This is a genomic window from Mycobacterium sp. Panama NTM2 (genome assembly GCF_054355555.1).
In genome coordinates this window covers 5,366,545-5,383,835 of sequence record NZ_CM135953.1, presented here as the reverse complement: position 1 = coordinate 5,383,835, position 17,291 = coordinate 5,366,545, and the positions used below count along the sequence as shown (strand labels likewise).

At 68.4% G+C, this 17,291-nt stretch carries 17 protein-coding genes; 5 read left to right on the top strand and 12 right to left on the bottom strand.

What is annotated here, in order from left to right; translation table 11 throughout:
• Positions 1–24: 24 nt before the first annotated feature.
• From ACXYX3_RS25870 to ACXYX3_RS25855, 4 genes are all read right to left on the bottom strand, one after another.
• The gene (locus tag ACXYX3_RS25870; RefSeq protein ID WP_458609562.1) at positions 25–759 is read right to left on the bottom strand and encodes a universal stress protein; all 735 of its coding nucleotides are present in this window, start codon (positions 757–759) and stop codon (positions 25–27) included.
• 32 nt (positions 760–791) lie between these two features.
• Positions 792–1,808 (bottom strand): TDT family transporter, encoded by a 1,017-nt coding sequence (locus ACXYX3_RS25865; protein ID WP_458612234.1) that lies wholly within the window; start codon positions 1,806–1,808, stop codon positions 792–794.
• Between the two features lie 168 nt (positions 1,809–1,976).
• Complete coding sequence (locus tag ACXYX3_RS25860; RefSeq protein ID WP_458609561.1) at positions 1,977–2,921, bottom strand: LysR family transcriptional regulator; 945 nt, start codon at positions 2,919–2,921, stop codon at positions 1,977–1,979.
• A 10-nt stretch (positions 2,922–2,931) separates the two neighbouring features.
• On the bottom strand, positions 2,932–3,999 hold the full coding sequence (locus ACXYX3_RS25855) for a sulfite oxidase (protein ID WP_458609560.1): 1,068 nt from the start codon (positions 3,997–3,999) through the stop codon (positions 2,932–2,934).
• 84 nt (positions 4,000–4,083) lie between these two features.
• Between ACXYX3_RS25855 and ACXYX3_RS25850 the strand changes: the two genes are divergently transcribed.
• Positions 4,084–4,893: a class I SAM-dependent methyltransferase gene (locus tag ACXYX3_RS25850; protein ID WP_458609559.1), complete on the top strand. Its 810-nt coding sequence runs from the start codon at positions 4,084–4,086 to the stop codon at positions 4,891–4,893.
• A 13-nt stretch (positions 4,894–4,906) separates the two neighbouring features.
• Here the strand turns inward: ACXYX3_RS25850 and ACXYX3_RS25845 are convergent, their stop codons facing one another.
• Positions 4,907–5,605, bottom strand: a complete 699-nt coding sequence (locus tag ACXYX3_RS25845) for a TetR/AcrR family transcriptional regulator (protein WP_241204450.1) — start codon at positions 5,603–5,605, stop codon at positions 4,907–4,909.
• Positions 5,606–5,748: 143 nt separating this feature from the next.
• On the opposite strand from ACXYX3_RS25845, the gene ACXYX3_RS25840 reads away from it, so the two are divergent.
• Complete coding sequence (locus tag ACXYX3_RS25840; RefSeq protein WP_458609558.1) at positions 5,749–6,495, top strand: 3-oxoacyl-ACP reductase family protein; 747 nt, start codon at positions 5,749–5,751, stop codon at positions 6,493–6,495.
• A 9-nt stretch (positions 6,496–6,504) separates the two neighbouring features.
• Here the strand turns inward: ACXYX3_RS25840 and ACXYX3_RS25835 are convergent, their stop codons facing one another.
• The gene (locus ACXYX3_RS25835; protein WP_458609557.1) at positions 6,505–7,848 is read right to left on the bottom strand and encodes an NAD-dependent succinate-semialdehyde dehydrogenase; all 1,344 of its coding nucleotides are present in this window, start codon (positions 7,846–7,848) and stop codon (positions 6,505–6,507) included.
• A gap of 64 nt (positions 7,849–7,912) precedes the next feature.
• On the bottom strand, positions 7,913–9,325 hold the full coding sequence (locus ACXYX3_RS25830; protein WP_458609556.1) for an APC family permease: 1,413 nt from the start codon (positions 9,323–9,325) through the stop codon (positions 7,913–7,915).
• Positions 9,326–9,406: 81 nt separating this feature from the next.
• On the opposite strand from ACXYX3_RS25830, the gene ACXYX3_RS25825 reads away from it, so the two are divergent.
• The 3 genes from ACXYX3_RS25825 to ACXYX3_RS25815 all read left to right on the top strand — a co-directional run bounded on the left by ACXYX3_RS25825 (position 9,407) and on the right by ACXYX3_RS25815 (position 13,524).
• Complete coding sequence (locus ACXYX3_RS25825) at positions 9,407–10,267, top strand: universal stress protein (RefSeq protein ID WP_458609555.1); 861 nt, start codon at positions 9,407–9,409, stop codon at positions 10,265–10,267.
• Positions 10,268–10,405: 138 nt separating this feature from the next.
• Positions 10,406–13,264 carry a bifunctional diguanylate cyclase/phosphodiesterase gene (locus ACXYX3_RS25820; RefSeq protein ID WP_458609554.1) on the top strand — a complete coding sequence of 953 codons (2,859 nt, stop codon included), beginning with the start codon at positions 10,406–10,408 and terminating at the stop codon, positions 13,262–13,264.
• 41 nt (positions 13,265–13,305) lie between these two features.
• Complete coding sequence (locus ACXYX3_RS25815; RefSeq protein ID WP_046364887.1) at positions 13,306–13,524, top strand: hypothetical protein; 219 nt, start codon at positions 13,306–13,308, stop codon at positions 13,522–13,524.
• Positions 13,525–13,588: 64 nt separating this feature from the next.
• Here the strand turns inward: ACXYX3_RS25815 and ACXYX3_RS25810 are convergent, their stop codons facing one another.
• From ACXYX3_RS25810 to ACXYX3_RS25790, 5 genes are all read right to left on the bottom strand, one after another.
• Positions 13,589–14,311, bottom strand: a complete 723-nt coding sequence (locus ACXYX3_RS25810; RefSeq protein WP_458609553.1) for a cutinase family protein — start codon at positions 14,309–14,311, stop codon at positions 13,589–13,591.
• Positions 14,308–14,874, bottom strand: a complete 567-nt coding sequence (locus ACXYX3_RS25805; RefSeq protein WP_458609552.1) for a cytochrome b — start codon at positions 14,872–14,874, stop codon at positions 14,308–14,310. The genes ACXYX3_RS25810 and ACXYX3_RS25805 overlap by 4 nt, the downstream gene beginning before the upstream one ends.
• Positions 14,871–15,944, bottom strand: a complete 1,074-nt coding sequence (locus ACXYX3_RS25800) for a catalase family peroxidase (protein ID WP_458609551.1) — start codon at positions 15,942–15,944, stop codon at positions 14,871–14,873. Before ACXYX3_RS25800 ends, ACXYX3_RS25805 begins: the two co-directional genes overlap by 4 nt.
• A gap of 166 nt (positions 15,945–16,110) precedes the next feature.
• Positions 16,111–16,476 carry an RNA-binding S4 domain-containing protein gene (locus tag ACXYX3_RS25795; protein WP_458609550.1) on the bottom strand — a complete coding sequence of 122 codons (366 nt, stop codon included), beginning with the start codon at positions 16,474–16,476 and terminating at the stop codon, positions 16,111–16,113.
• Positions 16,477–16,484: 8 nt separating this feature from the next.
• On the bottom strand, positions 16,485–17,195 hold the full coding sequence (locus ACXYX3_RS25790) for a TetR/AcrR family transcriptional regulator (RefSeq protein WP_458609549.1): 711 nt from the start codon (positions 17,193–17,195) through the stop codon (positions 16,485–16,487).
• Between the last annotated feature and the right edge of the window lie 96 nt (positions 17,196–17,291).

The window sequence follows — 17,291 nt, the reverse complement described above, 5'->3', positions numbered from 1 at the left end:
GATCGCGGACCCTGTGAGGTGGGCTCACGTGAGCAGAACCGGAACGGCGGCGTCGTCGAGGAGAGCCGACAGCCTCGCGGCGAGCAGGCCGTCCTCTCGGCCCGGGATCACCACGAGCTGGGCAGAGCGTGCCAGCGGCAGCAGCGCACTGCCGGGCTGACCGGTTCGGATGACGCGGTCCACCATGACGTCGGGGTACCGTCCGCTGTGATCGGCCAGACGTTCCGCAACCAGTGCGCATTCGCGGTCGCGCTGGTCGGCCCAGTCGATCGGACACCAGGCCGGTGACGGAAAGCTCAGCGCGCCCGGCTCTTTCCAGCAGTGCACCGCCACCAGCGGTGCGGCTGCCAGGGAAGCGCTGGTGAACGCGGCCTCGATCGCGCCGTGGTCGGCGACCGAACCCTCGACGGCGACGACGACCGGTGCGCCCGGGCGGGGTGTGTATCCCTCGGGTACGAGCGCTACCTCGAGGTGGGGGAGCAGTGTGCCGACGAGCCGAGTGAGAGCGGGCCAGCGGCGTCGGTGTCTGGGCACCCCGATCGCGAACAGGTGCACCGCTTCAGGCAGCTGCGCCAGCGCAGCAGCGGGATCGTGTGGATCGAAGGGCAGGCGTGTCGCGGGCCGTTGAGCGATCGCCGAGTCACGGGCCCACGCCACGGCGCCCGACACCGCGGTGCTTCCGTCGTCTGCGACGGCCGCCGGCGCATCGGCGGGTGAGGCGCCCCGGAATCGGGTGCCGTCGTCGGACAGTGTTGTCATGTCTACCTCCTGGACGCGTGAGTTGTGAGATGTCAGCGAGGGCCGAGCAGTTCGCCGCGGATGCTGCCGTGAACGGTGCGTGTCGCCACCAGACACCACGTACCGAGCAGACACACGTAACCGATCACCGCCGCGACGCGCAGGGCCGGTAGTCCGGTGTGCAGCGCCAACTGCGTTGTGCCGGTGACGAATGTGCCGACGGGGAACGTCAGACTCCACCACGTCAACGCGAACGGCATGCCACGGCGCAGGGTTCGCACGGTCAGCGATGTCGCCAGCACGATCCACAACACGGCGAACCCCCACACGGGTACGCCGAAGAGAACCGCGAAGACCTGCAACCCGCCCGCGATCTGCGGATCGACGGCCAGTGCCGCGGTGCCGCCGAGGAGTCCCGCCGCGGTGATGGACTGGCCCAATGGGCCCAGCACGATCCACAGCGTGGCGACCCGCGCGGTGCCGGATGTCCCGTAGTGCACGAGCCTGCTCCAGATCATCGTGGTGATGATCAGCGCGGCGATCATCGACAGTCCGAACATCGCGAAGCAGGCGTAGAGCAGGGTGGCGCGACCGGTCTGGCTGCCGATGTGCGGAATGAGCAGAGCCCCCGTCGCGGCCGACACCATCGGCGGCACCAGCGGCATGAGCCAGCCGCCAAAAGCGGCGTCGGGCCCGACGTCGTGCTGGGTGACCATCAGGAACGGGATGACGGCCGCGGTGATGAGTCCGCCTGCCGTACCGAGAATCCACAGCGTCCAATCGAGCCGCAGGGCGGCGCCGGCGCCGATGAGGTCGCCGCCGACCAGCAGCGCCCCGGCGCCGACCGTCAGCAGCGCCATGGGGGCGGCGCCGTAGAAGTGCGCCATGGCTGCGTTGCGCGCATGGCCGAGGGCGACGGCGGGGTGCCGCAGCCAGAACGAGCCGACCGCCACGATGAGCACGGCGAGCACTGCTGCAGCCAGCACCCAGACCACCTGAGCGAAGCCGCGCAGCCCCGGCACGTGGATCGGCAGGCTCGCTGCCGCGGTGGCGACGATCCCGGTTCCCATCACCGAGGCGAACCAGTTCGGTCCGACGTGGTGCAGCAGGGGTTTCGGCGCCTCGGTGACGTGGCCGGCCGGAGGGAGTGTGAGCGTGGATTGCTGCATGATTGTCACGGTAGGAGCTGGTGGCGCGGCTGAACAGCAATCAAGACACAAACAGAATCTGTGAGCCGATCACTCGCTTCGATGGCGCCGGACAGTGGCGATGTGGCTCAGCAGGTCCCGTGCGGCACCCGCAGGGGGAGTGCTGGCACCCACCCACACCGCGCGCAGGGCGCGGCGGAGTTCGAGGCCGGCCACCTCGACGGCGCGCAGACGTCCGAGTTCGAGATCGTCGGCGACGGCCAGTCTGCTCAAGACAGCCGGTCCTGCGTCGGCCAGCACTGCTGCGCGGACGGCGGCGGCGCTGGACAGTTCGAGCGCTGGCGGGACCTGCTCGGCGTCGGTGGCGCGCCGAAGCGCGCTGGCGAGGAACTCCCTTGTGCCCGAACCCTTCTCGCGTGTCACCAACGCCGCTGCCGCGAGCTCGCCGGCGGAGATCGGCGCCGGCCGACGCGCCCACCTGTGTGCGGGTGGCACCACCACCACGAGGTCATCGTGGGCGACGGTGGTGCTGCGCAACGGTCGTGGCACCCCGGGGCTCTCGACGAAGCCAAGATCGGCTCGATCGTCACCGATGGCCGCGACCACCTGCTCGCTGTTGGCGGCGGTGAGGATGACATCCGGCGGCGTCGCGCGCTGCCGGGTGACGCTGTCTCGCCAGCTGACCAGCCAGCGCGGCAGGAGTTGTTCGGCGATGGTCTGGCTCGCGGTGATCCGCAGCCGTGTCCTGCTGTCGTCGCGCAGCGTCGCGAGTCCCGCGTCGACCTCGTGGGCCACGGTCAGCAGGCGGTCTGCCCACTGGGCGGCGACCGCGCCCGCCGGGGTGAGACGAGACCCGGTCTTGCTGCGGATGACGAGGCGCACCCCCGTCTGCCGCTCGAGAGCAGCGATGCGCGCAGACACAGCCTGCTGAGTCAGCCCGCACTCCCGCCCCGCGCCGCTGAGGGTGCCGGTGCGGGCGATCGCGAGAAGGACCTCCAACGACGTGAGGTCGGGCATTCTCGCGCTCAGCTGCACACGATCGACCTTAAGGCGACGTGACGTGCACCGGGTGTGCAAGCACCGACTCGTGCATGTACCCGAGCTCATTCCAGGGGGTCCGGTCCGGTTGGACCGTGCCACGGTTGTCGGTGGCGCGCACCCGCAGGACGTGCTCCCCGGGGGTCGCATTCCAGTGGAACTGCCAGCGCGCCCACACCCCGGCGGAGCCGGGCGAGGTGATGGTGGCGGGCAGCCACGGATCGTCGTCGATCCGGTACTGAACGCTGGTGACCCATCCTTCGCCGGCGAAGGCGCGACCGCGGATCAACTGAGCCCCCGCGGACAGGGTCGCCGGCCACGGGAGCTCGATGAGACTGGACAGCGCCGGCTCGGTGATGGCCGGGCCGCGGGCGGGACCGTCGGCGTGCAGGCCGGGGCCGATCAGCACGTAATCCTCGGTGTTCCAGGGCGTGTGGAGATGGCGGGTGCTGACCTCGAGACGGCCCAGCCACTTGATGCTCGCCGCGCCCAGCCAGCCGGACACCACCACCCGGGCCGGAAAGCCGTGGTCGACGGGGAGGGGCTCCCCGTTCATGGCGATCGCGACGATCGTGTCATCGGCGAGCGCCTTGGCCAGCGGCAGCGGTCTGCGGGCTCGGATCTGGTCGAGGGACTCCGGCATCACTTCGACAGCGTCGTCGGTGAGATCTGCCGGTGCCAGCAGCTCGCGCAGCCGCACCCCGGTCCACTCCGCGGTGCTGATCGCCCCCCGCCCCCACTGAGTGCCCTCGAACGTGTGCTGCACTTCCTGTCCGAACAGTGCGCGGCGATTACCCGCGCACTCCAAGGTCCGGATCATCGACACGAGGGGAAAGTCGTTGCACAACTGGGCATACGAGTACTCCAGCGGCGTTCGAGCGCCGTCACCGTCGACGCGAAGGGTCCAGGTGCCGGCGTCGATACGGGGTGACGGAGCATGGCTGCGGATGAAGAAGCGGTCGTTGGGTGTGATGTCGCCGAGCATCTGTGTCGGGTTGGTCCCGTAGTCGAGCCCGGTACCGGCGTCTTCCATCAGCTCTGCAGGTGTCGGCTTCACCACCGCGGATTCGCTCACTTCTGCAGGATAGGCCCGTGGCGGATTTTGCCCAGACGGCAATCATCCTTGCCAGGGGTCTCGGGCGCTGGGCACGCTGAATCGATGACAGACTCTTCCGGTCGGGCACATCTGCTACCCGACGCTGCGCTCTACGAACGCCTCGGCGAACCGCTGACCGCACAGTGCATTCCCCACGCATTCGAGGCGGTCGGCGGCATCGCTGCCGGCACCGAGGTGCTCGACGTCGCCTGCGGACCGGGCGGTCTGAGCGTGGCCGCGGCCGAGCTCGGTGCCCGCGTCGTGGCCACCGACATCTCCGAGGCCATGGTGGCGCGGGCGGCGCAGCGACTGGCGCCCCACCCGGCGTGCTCCGCGACCGTCATGGATGCGCAGGCGCTCGACATCGGCGACCACACCGTCGACATCGCCTTCTCGATGTTCGGCATCATCAACCTGCCCGAGTGGCGCACCGCCCTGCGGGAAATGGCCCGGGTGACCCGCCCCGGTGGCCGCGGCTGCATCAGCAGCTGGAAGGACCCCCGAACAGTCGGCTCGGTAGCGCTACTCGTCGAAGCGATGGCAGAGGTCTTTCCGGAACGCGAGCCGGTACCGCTACCCGAGGGCGTGCTGCTGGCTGCCGACGTCGATGCGCTGCATCGGGAGATGGCCGGGGCGGGCTTCCGCGACGTCACGGTCCGCCCGGTGCAGCTCACCTGGGCCGGTCCGACCATGGCGAGATTTCGCGCCGACATCGACGAGGTGTTCGGGTTCCTGCCGCCGTTCACGGGTCTGTCGCCGGAGGAACGCGAACGTCTGACTCCGGCACTGACTGCGGCGGCACAGCGCCGTGCAGGGGCCGACGGATCGTTGATTGTCGCCACCACGGCGCATCTCGCCGTGGGACGGGTCTGACGCCCGCGGCCGATCAGCCCGGGCGGGTCAGCGGCGCGGGCCAGTCGGCCGGGGCATCCGCCAGCGACGACGTGTCGGGCAGCGGGAGCGTGCACAACGCCGCCGCTTGCTTCGCGTGAATTCCGAAGGTGCGCAGCAGATGCCGCGCAACCTCGTCGACCGTGGCGTCGGCGTCACGATCGGGTCTTTCTCGCAGCAGTGTGGCCAGGCCGATCAGCGCGCCGCCGGCCAGCGCAAGTCCCACGTCGGGATCGGCGAGCGTGAAGCGGCCGGCGTCGATGGCCGCGGCGATGTCACGACGAGCGCGAGGAGACAGCCCGTGCTCGGAGAAGATCAACGACCCGGCATTGGCCAGCAGCAGTGCCGCCTCCTGCGGTCGATGACGAAACAGCCTGCCGGCAAGGCGGAACCGCGTGACGAAAGCTTCCGCCGGGTCGCTGATCGACTCGGTGAAGACATCGAGCAGCGCGCCCATCTGGTCGAGAGCGTCGGTCAGGGCCGCTTCGAACAGTTGCTCCTTGCTCTCGAAATGGTTGTAGAACGACCCCATTCCGACATCGGCGGCCTGGGTGATCTCCAGGATCGGAACCGCGAGTTTGCCTTCGGCGATGAACGTCTGCGCCGCGCGCACCAGCGCCGCGCGCGTGCGCATCTTGCGCCGCTGGAGCCGGTTGACGGGCTGCTCACCGCCGTCGACCTCGGGCGAATCCATGGAGGCAGGATAGCAGTGATGGTCCCAGTCCTGAGGAATTCGTCAGTGCGGTGGCCGCTGCGGACGCGGAATCTTTTCCGTCGTCGATCGCTTGTGCTTGGACACGGGGCGGAACAGTTCGGCCATGAAGGAAAGAGACGGCGATGACGAGTGCCCTGTCCGGAAAACGCGCCCTGGTCACCGGCGGTTCGCGAGGTATCGGAGCGGCGATCGTGCGCCGCCTCGTCGCCGACGGCGCCGCTGTCGCGTTCACCTACCAGTCCTCGCCCGAGCCGGCGAAGAACCTGGTCGACGAACTGACGGCAGGGGGCGGCACAGTCGTCGCACTGCAGGCCGACAGCGCCGATCCCGCCGCCGTCTCCGATGCGGTGGCGGCGGCAGCGTCGTCCCTCGGCGGTCTCGACATCCTGGTCAACAACGCCGGAATCGCCTACGGGGCGCCCATCGAGGTGTTTCCCCTCGAGGAGTTCGACCGCCTCATCGCCGTCAACGTGCGGGGTGTCTTCGCTGCCACCAAGGCCGCCGTCCCGCACCTGGGGGAGGGCGGGCGCATCATCACGATCGGCAGTGTCAACGCCGACCGCGCACCGATGGGCGGCCTGTCCGGGTATGCGTTGACCAAGGCCGCCGTCGCCGGGTTCACCCGCGGGTTGGTGCGTGAGCTGGCCCCCCGCGGGATCACGGTCAACACGATCCAGCCGGGCCCGGTGGCCACCGACATGAACCCCGAAGAGGGTGGCGCGTTCTCCGATCAGGTACGTCCGTTCATCGCCGTCGGTCGGTACGGTCAGCCGCCCGACATCGCCAGTGCGGTGGCGTATCTGGCGTCCCCGGAAGCGAGCTATGTCACCGGCGTCACGTGGAACATCGACGGCGGCTTCGTGATCTGACGCTCGGCGCTAATCGACGATGCGGATCAACTTCTTGTTCACGAATTCGTCCATGCCGAACCGGCCCAGCTCGCGTCCGAAGCCGGACCGCTTCACGCCACCGAAGGGCAGCTCGGCCCCTTCGGCGCCGACCGCGTTGACGAACACCATGCCCGCCTCGATCTTGTCGGCGACCCGCTTGGCCTGTTCGCTGTCGGTGGTGAAGACGTAGGAGCCCAGCCCGAACGGGGTGTCGTTGGCCAGCTCGACCGCCTCCTGCTCGTCGGCCACCTTGTAAACCGACGCGACGGGCCCGAACAGCTCCTCGCGGTAGTCGCGCGGCATGTCGGTGAGCACCCCGGGCGGGAAGTGGGCGCCGTTGCGCTCACCCTGGCTGGTCAAGTTGGCCCCGGCCTCGACGGCCCGCTTGACCTGATCCTCGAGGCGCTCTGCGGCGGCCACCGACGACAGCGGGGCCAGACCGTCCGCCTTGCCCAGGACCTTCTCGGTGAACTTGTCGAGGAACTGGTCGTAGACGTTCTCGGCGACGATGATGCGCTTGGCCGCGTTGCAGGCCTGGCCGGTGTTCTCGAACCGCCCGTCGACCGCGGCCTCCACGGTGGCGTCCAGGTCATCGGTCGACAGCACGATGAACGGGTCGGAACCACCGAGTTCGAGCACGACCTTCTTGAGGTTGCGGCCCGCGATCTCGGCGACGGCGGCGCCGGCCCGCTCCGAGCCGGTCAGCGACACGCCCTGCACGCGGGGGTCGGCGATCGCGTCGGCGATCTGCTCGTTGGTGGCGTAGACGTTGACGTAGGCCCCCTCGGGGAAGCCTGCGTCGCGGAAGATCTTCTGCAGCGCCTCCGCCGACTCCGGACACTGCGGCGCGTGCTTGAGCACGATGGTGTTGCCGATGGTGAGGTTCGGTCCGGCGAAACGGGCCACCTGGTAGTACGGGTAGTTCCACGGCATGATGCCCAGCAGCACGCCCACCGAGCTCCGCCGGATCAGCGCGGATCCCTCGCCCTCGAGAAGATCGATCGGCTCGTCGGCGAGGAACTTCTCGGCGTTGTCGGCGTAGTAGGTGTAGATCGCCGCGCTGAACTCCACCTCGCCGACCGACTGGTCCAGCGGCTTGCCCATCTCACGCTGGATGATGCGCGCGAGCTCGTCCTTGCGCTCCTCGTGCAGCTCGGCGACCCGGCGGATCAGCGCTGCCCGATCAGCGACCGAGGAGGTCTTCGACCACTCGCGGTGCGCCTTGTCGGCCGCGGCGATCGCCTGCTCGATCTGCTCGTCGGTGGCCGTCGGGTATTCCTTGACCAACTCGCCGGTGGACGGGTCGACCACTGCGTACATAGACGTGCTCATCGACAGTTCGCTCCTCAAGATCGGGCTCGTTGAACGGGCCGAGTACAAGCCGTGCGCCGCCAGTCTAGGTCGCGGTGTTCCGGGGCGGGTCGACTTCGTCGGCGTCGGGTATCGGCTCGCCCATGTTGACCGTCAGCGGCCGCCGCAAGAAGCGCGTAAGCCACAGCAGCACAACGATTCCGATGGCGAACCAGATGATCCCGTACCGGGTGGACTCGGGCGACAAATAGAGCCAGAGCAGCACGGTGGCCGCGACACCGACACCGGGCAGGACGACGTTGCGGAAGATCTGGCCGGCACCGCTGACCTCACGGCGGCGGTAGGCGAAGTAGACGATCACGGTCAGGTTGACGAACGTGAAGGCGATGAGCGCGCCGAAGTTGATCAGCGAGGCGACGAAATCGAGGTTGAACGCAATCGCCAGCAGCGACACCAGACCCACGAAGATGATCGCGTAGGACGGCGTCTGGAAGCTCGGGTGCAGGTACCCGAAGAAGCGTCCGACGGGGCCGCGACCGTTGCGCCCCATCACGTACAGCAGACGCGACACCGACGCGTGTGACGCGAGGCTGGAAGCCACCGTGGCCGCGAACGCCGCCGCGGTCAGCAGGATCTTGAACAGATGCCCACCGACGTTGAACGCGATTTCTGGCAGCGCACTGTTCTCCAGCGACTCCTGGCTGAAGTTCGACACGTCCGGGAACAGCGACTGGGTGAAGAAGGCGGCGACGAAGAAGATGGCGCCACCGATGAGCAGCGCCAGCAGGATCGCCTTCGGCACTGTCGACGCATCCTTGGCTTCCTCGGTGTACATCGTGATCGCATCGAACCCGATGAACGAGAACGCCACGATCGTCGCGCCGGTGATCACCAGGTCGAGATGCACACCCTCGTGCCACAGCGGCTTGGTCGAGAACAACGTCCCGTTACCAGCGCCGTCCATCAGGGACTTGGCGGCCAGGATCAGGAACACCCCGATCAGCACCACCTCGAACACCACCAGCAGCATGTTCACCCGCGACGTGTTGGTCATGCTGAACAGACACATCCCGGTGATCGCGGCGACGTAGACGACGACGAACAGCCACTGCGGGGCATCGGGGAAGAACGAGTACATGTAGCTGCGGATGATCAGCGCGTTCACCAGCGGGAGCAGCAGGTAGTCGAGCAGCGCGGCCCACCCGATGAGGAAGCCGAAGTTGGGGCTGATCGTCGCCGAGGTGTACGTGTATGCCGAACCGGCCGAGGGAAACACCGTCGTCATCCGGCCGTAGCTGATCGCGGTGAAAGCCATGACCACCAGCGCGAAGACATAGGCGGTCGGAACCACGCCGCCGGTTTCGTCGGAGACGATGCCGAACGTGTCGAACACGACCGTCGGGGTCATGTAACCCAGCCCGAGGAACACGATCGCCCAGAGACCCAGGGTGCGGGCCAGCGCGGGAGAACCCGAGGAGCCGGAGGCTGACTGAGTCATGGTGGCACCGCCATCTCGCTGGTGGAAAAAGGTACTCACGGGGCTTACCACAACCTCGGCGGTTCTGTACCGTGACCAGCCATGCGATATGTCGTCGGGTACGGTCCGCGTCAGCGCGGCGTCGACGGAGTGAACGTCGCGGCCACCCTGGCGCGCTCCTCCGGAGCCACCCTCGAACTCGTGTCGGTGCTGCCCAGCGATGCACCGACGTTCCAGCGGTATTCCCCTGACCAGGCCTTCAACGCCGAGCTCGATGAGCAGGCCCGAGAATGGTTGCGCGACGGCCTGTCGCGGGTCCCCGACGGCGTGACCGCCGACGCCACGGTGCAGCGCGCCGACTCGATCACCCAGGGGCTGCTCGATGCGGCCACCGACCCCGACCGCGGCGAGGCCGGGCTCATCGTGGTCGGTACCTATCACCGCGTGCGGAGCGGCCGGTTCGGTCTGGGCAGCCTCGCCGATGCACTGCTGCACGCCTCTCCGGTGCCGGTCGCCCTCGCGCCGGCTCAGTACCGAGCGCAGCCCGGGGTCTCTCGCATCACCTGCGCCGTCGGGCTGCGGCCGGGCAACGAGGTGCTGTTCGACAACGCCGTCCGGCTGGCCGGCGAATGGCGGGTTCCGCTGCGCTTGATGTCGCTGGTGGCACTCGACGAGGACGTGCGAGGCGACGGCGACGAATGGACCCGCGCTGCGCAGGAACACGCGGCCCGGCTGGTCGCCGAGGCACACCAGCGGTTACCGGCCGAGTGCCCGGTCACCAGCATCGTCGGTCGGGGGCGCTCGCTGGAAGACGCCGTCGAGGGCGTCGAGTTCTCCGACAGCGAGGTCGTGCTGGTGGGGTCGAGCCGGCTGGCCGCGCCCCGGCGACTGTTCCTCGGCCGGTCGGCCGCCAAGATCCTGCGAGCGTTGCCGGTACCGCTGATCGTCTGGCCGAGGGACTGACCGGACCGATTCGCCGACGAAAACGCCGCCGAGCGCCCATGCTGTTTATTGACGCTCAAGCAAAGGGTGGCAATGGTGGGCACCGGTCGATGTCTGGCGTATCTCGTCGCTTTCCCGATGGCCTACAGCCTGGCGATAGTGGCAGGGCGTGCCACGCGGCTCGGCGGTGACGAGATCTCACTGGTGTGGCCGGCCGCCGCCGTGGCCACCATCTGGCTCCTCGCGACCCGGTCGTGCCGAGCACAACAGCGTGGCGCGCACGTCGCCCTGCTGGTCGCTCTCACCTTCGTCGTGAACCTGGCCACCGGTGCGGCGGTGCCGCTCGCCGCCTGGTTCGTGCTGGTCAATCTGGTGCTCGCCGCGGTGACGGTGGCGGTGCTGACGCGCGGCGGACGGGTGGCGTCCCTGCGAGATCCGGGTGACCTCGCCCGTCTGGTCGTAGCTGTGGTCGTCGGCACCAGCGCCGCGGCGGTGTTGGCCGCCGGATACTTCCGAGTCGTCGAGGGCGACTCTTTCGGGGAGACGTTCGCGCTGTTCGCCGTTCGCAACGGCGCCTCGTTGCTGTTGGGCGTCTCGATCTGGCTGCGCGCCCAGGAGATCACCTGGGCGTGGCCGCGCTTCACCGTTCGAGGTCTTCCGGAAGCGATCGCAGTGACATGCACCGCCGTCGTCACCTTCGTATATGCCTTCTGGCTGAACACCGGCGTCCCGATCGCGTTCATCGTGCTGGTGCCTGCGGTCTGGTTGGCGCTGCGCTACAGCACCACGGTGGCGACGACCTTCCTCATGATCGCGGGCGCCTGGATCGTCGGCGCCACCTTGCGCAACCGGGGCGCGCTGATCGTCCCCGACGTCGAGTTGCGCGCGCTGCTCGCGCAGGCCATGGTCATCAGCCTGACCGTCGTGGTGCTGACCCTCGCGCTCTACCGCGACTCCCGCGCGCGGTTGATCGCGGAGCTCTCCCGGGCGCGGGACGCGGCGGACCGCACGTCGGAGCTCCTCGGTGCGGTCCTCGACAGCATCCACGACAGCGTGGTGCTCACCGATGCCGACGGCGACGTCGTCGTGAAGAACTCTCGAGCCGTGTCGTCGGGTCACATCGACGACATCGCGCAGGCCGTTCGGGACGCCGGGACCGGTGTCGCCGGTAAGCGGGATCTCGTGATCGAGGCGCAGAACCGGGTCATCGAATTGACCACCGCCCCATTGGCGCTGCGGCCGGCCTTCACCGTCGCCGCCTTCCGGGACGTCACCGAGGAACGGCAGCACGCCGAGCAACTGCGGGCGGCGCATGATCTGTTCGCCGGGGTCTTGGAGGCGGCGTACGAGCAGGCGATCATCGGCACCGACGCGGCAGGGCGGATCACGGTGTTCAACCACGGCGCCGAACGGTTGCTGGGGTGGTCTGCCGCGGAGATGATCGGACGCTCTCCGATCGTGTTCCACCACCTGCCCGAGGTACAGGAGAGGGCGGCCGAGCTCGGCATCGCCCGGGCGCAGGACGTCTTCTTCCGGCACCTCACCCCGCGGACCGCCGACGTCCGGGAGTGGACCTATGTCCGCCGCGACGGCAGCCGAGTACCCGTGAGCGTGGCCATCTCTCAGATGACCGACCGCGACGGCGGATGTGTCGGCTACATCGGCGTGGCCACGGACATCACCGAGCGCAAGGCCGTAGAAGCCGAGCTCACACATCTGGCCTCGCACGATCCGTTGACCGGCCTCGCCAACCGCGCGCTGTTCATGGAGCGCGTGGAAGCGGCTCTGACAGCTGCCGGCCGCGCCGAGGCGACCGGAGTCGGATTGATCTTCCTCGACCTCGACGGGTTCAAGGCCGTCAACGACACCTGGGGGCACGCCTGCGGCGACGAGGTGCTCAAAACCGTTGCCGAACGGTTGACTTCGGTGAGCCGATCGGAGGACACCGCCGCGCGCCTGGGAGGCGACGAGTTCGCGGTGCTCTGCCCGCAGGTGCGCGATGCGGAGGCCCTACGCCGTGCTGCCGAACGCATCAGAGCAGAATTGCGCCGACCGGTGACGCTGGGGAACGGGCGGATCTACGACCAGCTGTCGGTCAGTGTCGGGGTCGCGCTCGCCGAACCGGGGTGCGAGGGAGAGACGCTGCTGCAGCGCGCCGACAAGCTGATGTACTCCGCCAAGCGCCACGGCAAAGACTGTGTCGCCATCAGCGGCGATGTCCCTCGAGCGCCTTTCCCGCGGCAGGACTCACAGCTGCAATCCGAACTGTCCCGCGCCCTGGACCGCGACGAGCTCGCAGTGCACTTCCAACCGATCGTGAACCTGGACACCGCGAAAAACGTTGCAGCAGAGGCATTGCTGCGGTGGCAACACCCCGACCGGGGGTTGTTGTTGCCCGGGGACTTCCTGACGATGGCCGAAGCGTCGGTCCTGATGCCGGCGATCGGTCGCAGGGTGCTCGGTGAGGCGTGTCACCAGGCCGTGTCGTGGACCGGCTGCTGGTCCGAGGCCGCGGTCCACGTCAACGTCTCGGGCCGTCAACTCGAACGCGGCGACCTACGCAGCGATGTCCTGTCCGCGCTGCAGGTGAGCGGCCTCGACCCGCACCGGCTCGTGCTCGAGCTGACCGAGACACACGCCGGTCATGCCGCCCGTTCTCTGTGCGGGGACCTGGAGGCACTGCGGGAACTGGGAGTGCAGATCGCGATCGACGACGTCGGTACCGGTTTCAACGGCCTGCAGAAATTGGTGGACTATCCGTTCGACATCATCAAGATCAGCAGGCAGTTCATCGCAGGGATGCTCGACGACAAGCGGTGTGCGATGTTCACCCGGGCGATCGTCGAGCTCGGTCCCCGTGTCGGGATGACCGTGATCGCCGAGGGCATCGAGCGGCCCGAACAACGCGACCGTCTTCTCGAATGGGGGTGTGCACGGGGGCAGGGTTTCCTCTTCGGGCGCGCCGGCTCGGACATCGATGGAATCAAATCGCCCGCAATGCTGTTTGACCCTGCGTAGGCGGCACCACCGCCCAGCAGAGACGACAAGAGGCGATAGCAATGAAGAAGTTCGGATTGATGAGCATGGTCGCCGGCGCGATGACCGCCGCCGTGATCGGTTTCGCTGGTCCGGCCCAGGCCGACCAGAGCGGGTTCGGGTTCGGCGGCTACGGCTACGGCCACCACGGCTACGGATACAGCAACGACTACTACCCGTGGTACGACCAGCTGTTCCCGCACGTGCACGTGCCGCACGTGGACACCACCGTCCACAACTGATCGACGAACGTCACAGAGGGCGCCCGCAGCAGCGGGCGCCCTCTTTCGTGTCCTCAGGCGCGGATCACTGAGAGTCGGCGCCGCCGTTCAGATGGTCGACGACGAAGGCGGCCGCCTGGTCGGCCATGCCGTTGCTCTTGTAGGCGCTGTGGGCGGCCCGATCGAAAGCACCCGGCTGACACACCGGATCGCCCGGCGCGCACAGCTGCAGCGTCTTGTTCGCGTACAGGGGCCCGACGGTCAACGACGGTGCATTGCGGTCGACGAGGTTGAGGAAGAACGGGTCTGGTGTGCCGAAGAGCACGACCGCAGCCACGTGCGGCGCGACGGAGGCAGGCATGGGCCCGTCGATGTCGGGGGGCAGGATGAATCCCGGTGGCACGTGATCGAAGGTGGTGTAGGCCGCGACCGCGGCGCCCTGGGAGTAGCCGCCCAGCACGATCTGCGTCTGCGGGCAGCTACTCACCACCGACTGGATGTGATCCGCGGCATCGGCGACGCCGCTGACGGCGGTGGGGAAGTCCAGCGAGGCCGGGTAGTTCACTCCGTAGGTGGCCACTGGTGCGCTCAGGCGAGTGTTCAGCGCATCGACCAGTGCCTGACCGGTGTCTCCGATCCCCGGTGCCTCCAGCGTTCCCCGGGCGAACACGACCTCGACCGCCGGGCAGGCAGGTGCCGGCTGCGCCGCGGCGATCCCGGCAGCCTGGGGCCCCACGCACGCAGCCACGAGGGCGGCGGCCGCGCCGACGACGCGGCTCACCCGCAGGGTCCGGAGACTGGCGTTCATGACGGTCCTTTCGCAGTGGTGACAGGCCTGTCGCCCGATGTCCCGAACGTCATGCGCGAGAGCATGCGGTCGCGCAGCGTCAGGGTGTGGAGCAATACCGCACAGACGTGGGCGGCGATGACGACCACCAGGAGGTAGGCCAGTACCGAATGGGTCTGCCGTAGAGCAAAATACACGTCCGCATCGAACGGCGCGATCGAAGGCAGATGGAACCCGGCAACGATGGCCGGCCGACCCGCCGCGGAGACTATGGCCCAGCCGACCAGAGGCTGTACCAGCAGCAGGGTGTACATCAGCCGCTCTGAGTAGGTGACGATCCTCGCCTCGAACCGTCCGACGGTCGGCGGCCACGCCGGCGGATGCGTGACGCGGCGATTGACCAGGCGCACCACCGTGACGACCAGGATCAAGATGCCGATGCTCATGTGCACCGCGACCAGCGCGGCGTAGGAGCCGATGGAATTCACCATCGCGAAGCCGATCAGCAGGGCAGCGAAGACTCCGATCGCGGTGATCCAGTGCAGGATTCGGGAGCGCACCGCGAACCGCCGGGGGGCCGTCATGCGCGTACCTCGTCGACCTGGACCGCCGGCGGTGAGGACGGTTCGCCGGTGCGCAACCGATAAGACGCGGCGTACACCGAGGACCGGGCGCTCAGGAGAGGGTCCGCAGAGGGTTCGAGGCCATCCGGCAGTACCAATGGATCGAAGTTGACGTCCCGCGCGTTGCCGGGGGCTTCGGTCCGGGCCGAGGTCAGGGTGAGAGTTCCGGCATCGATGCGTTGCCGGTCGGCCGGCCACGGCAGCGTGGCGTCGTCGTGCGGATCCGATGCCTGACCGACGACGAGTTCGAGCCGCCAGCTCAGCGGTGTGTTGCGGATCTGCCGCACCAGCGCATCGAAGAGGCCATCGCGTCCCGATCCGGCGGGCAGCGCGGTGTTTAAGGGGACGAACGACCAGCGCACCGGCGTGCGCACCCCCGCGGCGTCGACGGCGTAGAAGGTGTTGAGACTGGAGTACGTACTGTCTGCGAAACCCGTTGTCGGCGGGTGCTTTTTGATGATTCGCATGGCTGCCGCCGTCTCGGGGTGGGCCTGCAGGAATGCCGCCATCTTGACCGGATCGGGTTTACCGGTGCCCGGTACCGTCTTGCCGGCTTGGGCCCTGGCCAGGAACCCTTGGGCCGAGTTGTCGGGGAACACCGGCAGGTTCAGCGTCGCGGTGCGCCACTGCCGGCGGTGCGGCAGGTCGAAGGCCAGACCCAGCCCGCGCGCAGCACCAGGGGTGTCCGCGACGAACGGGTCACCGCCGGCCAGCGAGAAGCGCCCGAGGACCGGGGTGCGGCCGGGTCGGAAAACGGCCGCTGTCGACAGTGCCGACCCGTTCCCGGTGCTGTCGAAATAACCGGACACCGCAACACCTTTCGCGTGGTTCTTGCGGAAGCCCAGGTGTGTCCCGTAAACCCCACGGAGGCCGTCGATGACGGTCTGTCGGGTGAACCTGGCGGCAGGTCTGATCCAGTCGTTCGCGTAGGCGACGGCGCCGAGATCGACGGCGAGGAACGCGCCGACGCCCACGAGTCCGGCCAGCACTGACCGGCGATCGATCTCGGCACGCCAGGATGGTCCGTTCACCGTCGGTACCCTCCGTGCTGGCGGCGCACCGCGCCGCGGCGGGAAATGGTCACAAGCGATCCTGACGGGCACGGACCCCATACCGCATTGCCGGTACCGACCAGCAGCAGTGGCGGCTGGCATCACCACTTGGTGAGGGTTAACCCCACTCGTGCCCTTGGCCCGTTCAGCGCTGCTGCGCGCGCCATTTGTCGAGAAGCCGGCGGTCCCGCTTGGTGGGTCGGCCCGCGCCCCGGTCCCGCATCGCAACCGGAATCGCGACGGCCGGGGGCGGGGGCGGCGTGCGGTCCAGGTAGCAGGTCGCCGCGTCGGCGGGGCCGACACGCTTCTGGATCACGCGGACCACCTCGACGATCCGGGTGCGACCGCCGATCAGGGCGCGCACCGTGTCGCCGGGACCGACCATCGTCGACGGCTTGGCGGGCCGGTCGTTGACTCGTACGTGACCGCCGCGGCACGCTTCGGCGGCGTCCGGGCGCGTCTTGGTCAACCGGACCGCCCACAGCCAGCGGTCCACGCGCGTGGCGTCCATGGAGACCATCATGGAACATCGCCGGCGATGAGCCCCACCGCCGCATTCCGGCGTTCGCGAAGAAATGCCGCCACTTCGCCTGCGGCTGCGTTGATGTCGTCGCTCGTCGCATCGTCCGGTCCGAGCAGTGCGGTGACAGCGGCACTGACGACCCGCAGCGGGTCGGTCGCCGGACGGGAATCGGCCATCATCGTCATCGCGACACCTGTCACCAGACCGTGGAGGGCGAACGCCTGATCGGCGATGTCCCAGTCGCTCCTGATCATTCGATGACGACGCCAGACCGGCAGGACCGCGCCGATGACCGCGCTCGGCCCCAGGGTCTCGTGCAGCGTGAGGGAGCGGGGATGGTCGGCCAGCATGCCGAGCAGATCACCGTCCTGACGCTGCAACGCCGCGACCAACGGATGGTTGACGGCCGCGTCGAGCATCGTCGGGCAGAACCGAGACGGTCGTGCCAGATCGGGATCGCTGTCGAGGCGGGTGATCAGGTCATCGAGGAGGGCGAGGAACCCGCGTCCGACCAGCCCGAGCAACAGATCGTCCTTGGTGGGCCAGTACAGGTAGACGGTGCCCTTGCCGACGTGCGCGCGCGCCGCGACATCGGCGACGGTGAAGCCACGCGCACCCCGTTTGAGGAGAAGCTCGCCGGCGGCCGTCACCACGCGAGCGGCCGTGGCCGACTGCTGCTCGGGCAGGGCGGTCGGCGCGGAACTCACCGGCCGACTATAGCCGCGCCGACGACGCCGCAGATCGAACTGACCATTTCAGTATTCTGGTCAGCCGTTCCGGTACGCTGGCGGCCGTGAATGTGT

Excerpts from the sequence above, each read along its gene's own strand:
- ACXYX3_RS25870 (WP_458609562.1), bottom strand. The coding sequence starts at position 759 with ATGACAACACTGTCCGACGACGGCACCCGATTCCGGGGCGCCTCACCC.
- ACXYX3_RS25865 (WP_458612234.1), bottom strand. The coding sequence starts at position 1,808 with ATGGGAACCGGGATCGTCGCCACCGCGGCAGCGAGCCTGCCGATCCAC.
- ACXYX3_RS25850 (WP_458609559.1), top strand. The coding sequence starts at position 4,084 with ATGACAGACTCTTCCGGTCGGGCACATCTGCTACCCGACGCTGCGCTC.
- ACXYX3_RS25845 (WP_241204450.1), bottom strand. The coding sequence starts at position 5,605 with ATGGATTCGCCCGAGGTCGACGGCGGTGAGCAGCCCGTCAACCGGCTC.
- ACXYX3_RS25840 (WP_458609558.1), top strand. The coding sequence starts at position 5,749 with ATGACGAGTGCCCTGTCCGGAAAACGCGCCCTGGTCACCGGCGGTTCG.
- ACXYX3_RS25835 (WP_458609557.1), bottom strand. The coding sequence starts at position 7,848 with ATGAGCACGTCTATGTACGCAGTGGTCGACCCGTCCACCGGCGAGTTG.
- ACXYX3_RS25830 (WP_458609556.1), bottom strand. The coding sequence starts at position 9,325 with ATGACTCAGTCAGCCTCCGGCTCCTCGGGTTCTCCCGCGCTGGCCCGC.
- ACXYX3_RS25825 (WP_458609555.1), top strand. The coding sequence starts at position 9,407 with ATGCGATATGTCGTCGGGTACGGTCCGCGTCAGCGCGGCGTCGACGGA.
- ACXYX3_RS25815 (WP_046364887.1), top strand. The coding sequence starts at position 13,306 with ATGAAGAAGTTCGGATTGATGAGCATGGTCGCCGGCGCGATGACCGCC.
- ACXYX3_RS25810 (WP_458609553.1), bottom strand. The coding sequence starts at position 14,311 with ATGAACGCCAGTCTCCGGACCCTGCGGGTGAGCCGCGTCGTCGGCGCG.
- ACXYX3_RS25805 (WP_458609552.1), bottom strand. The coding sequence starts at position 14,874 with ATGACGGCCCCCCGGCGGTTCGCGGTGCGCTCCCGAATCCTGCACTGG.
- ACXYX3_RS25795 (WP_458609550.1), bottom strand. The coding sequence starts at position 16,476 with ATGGACGCCACGCGCGTGGACCGCTGGCTGTGGGCGGTCCGGTTGACC.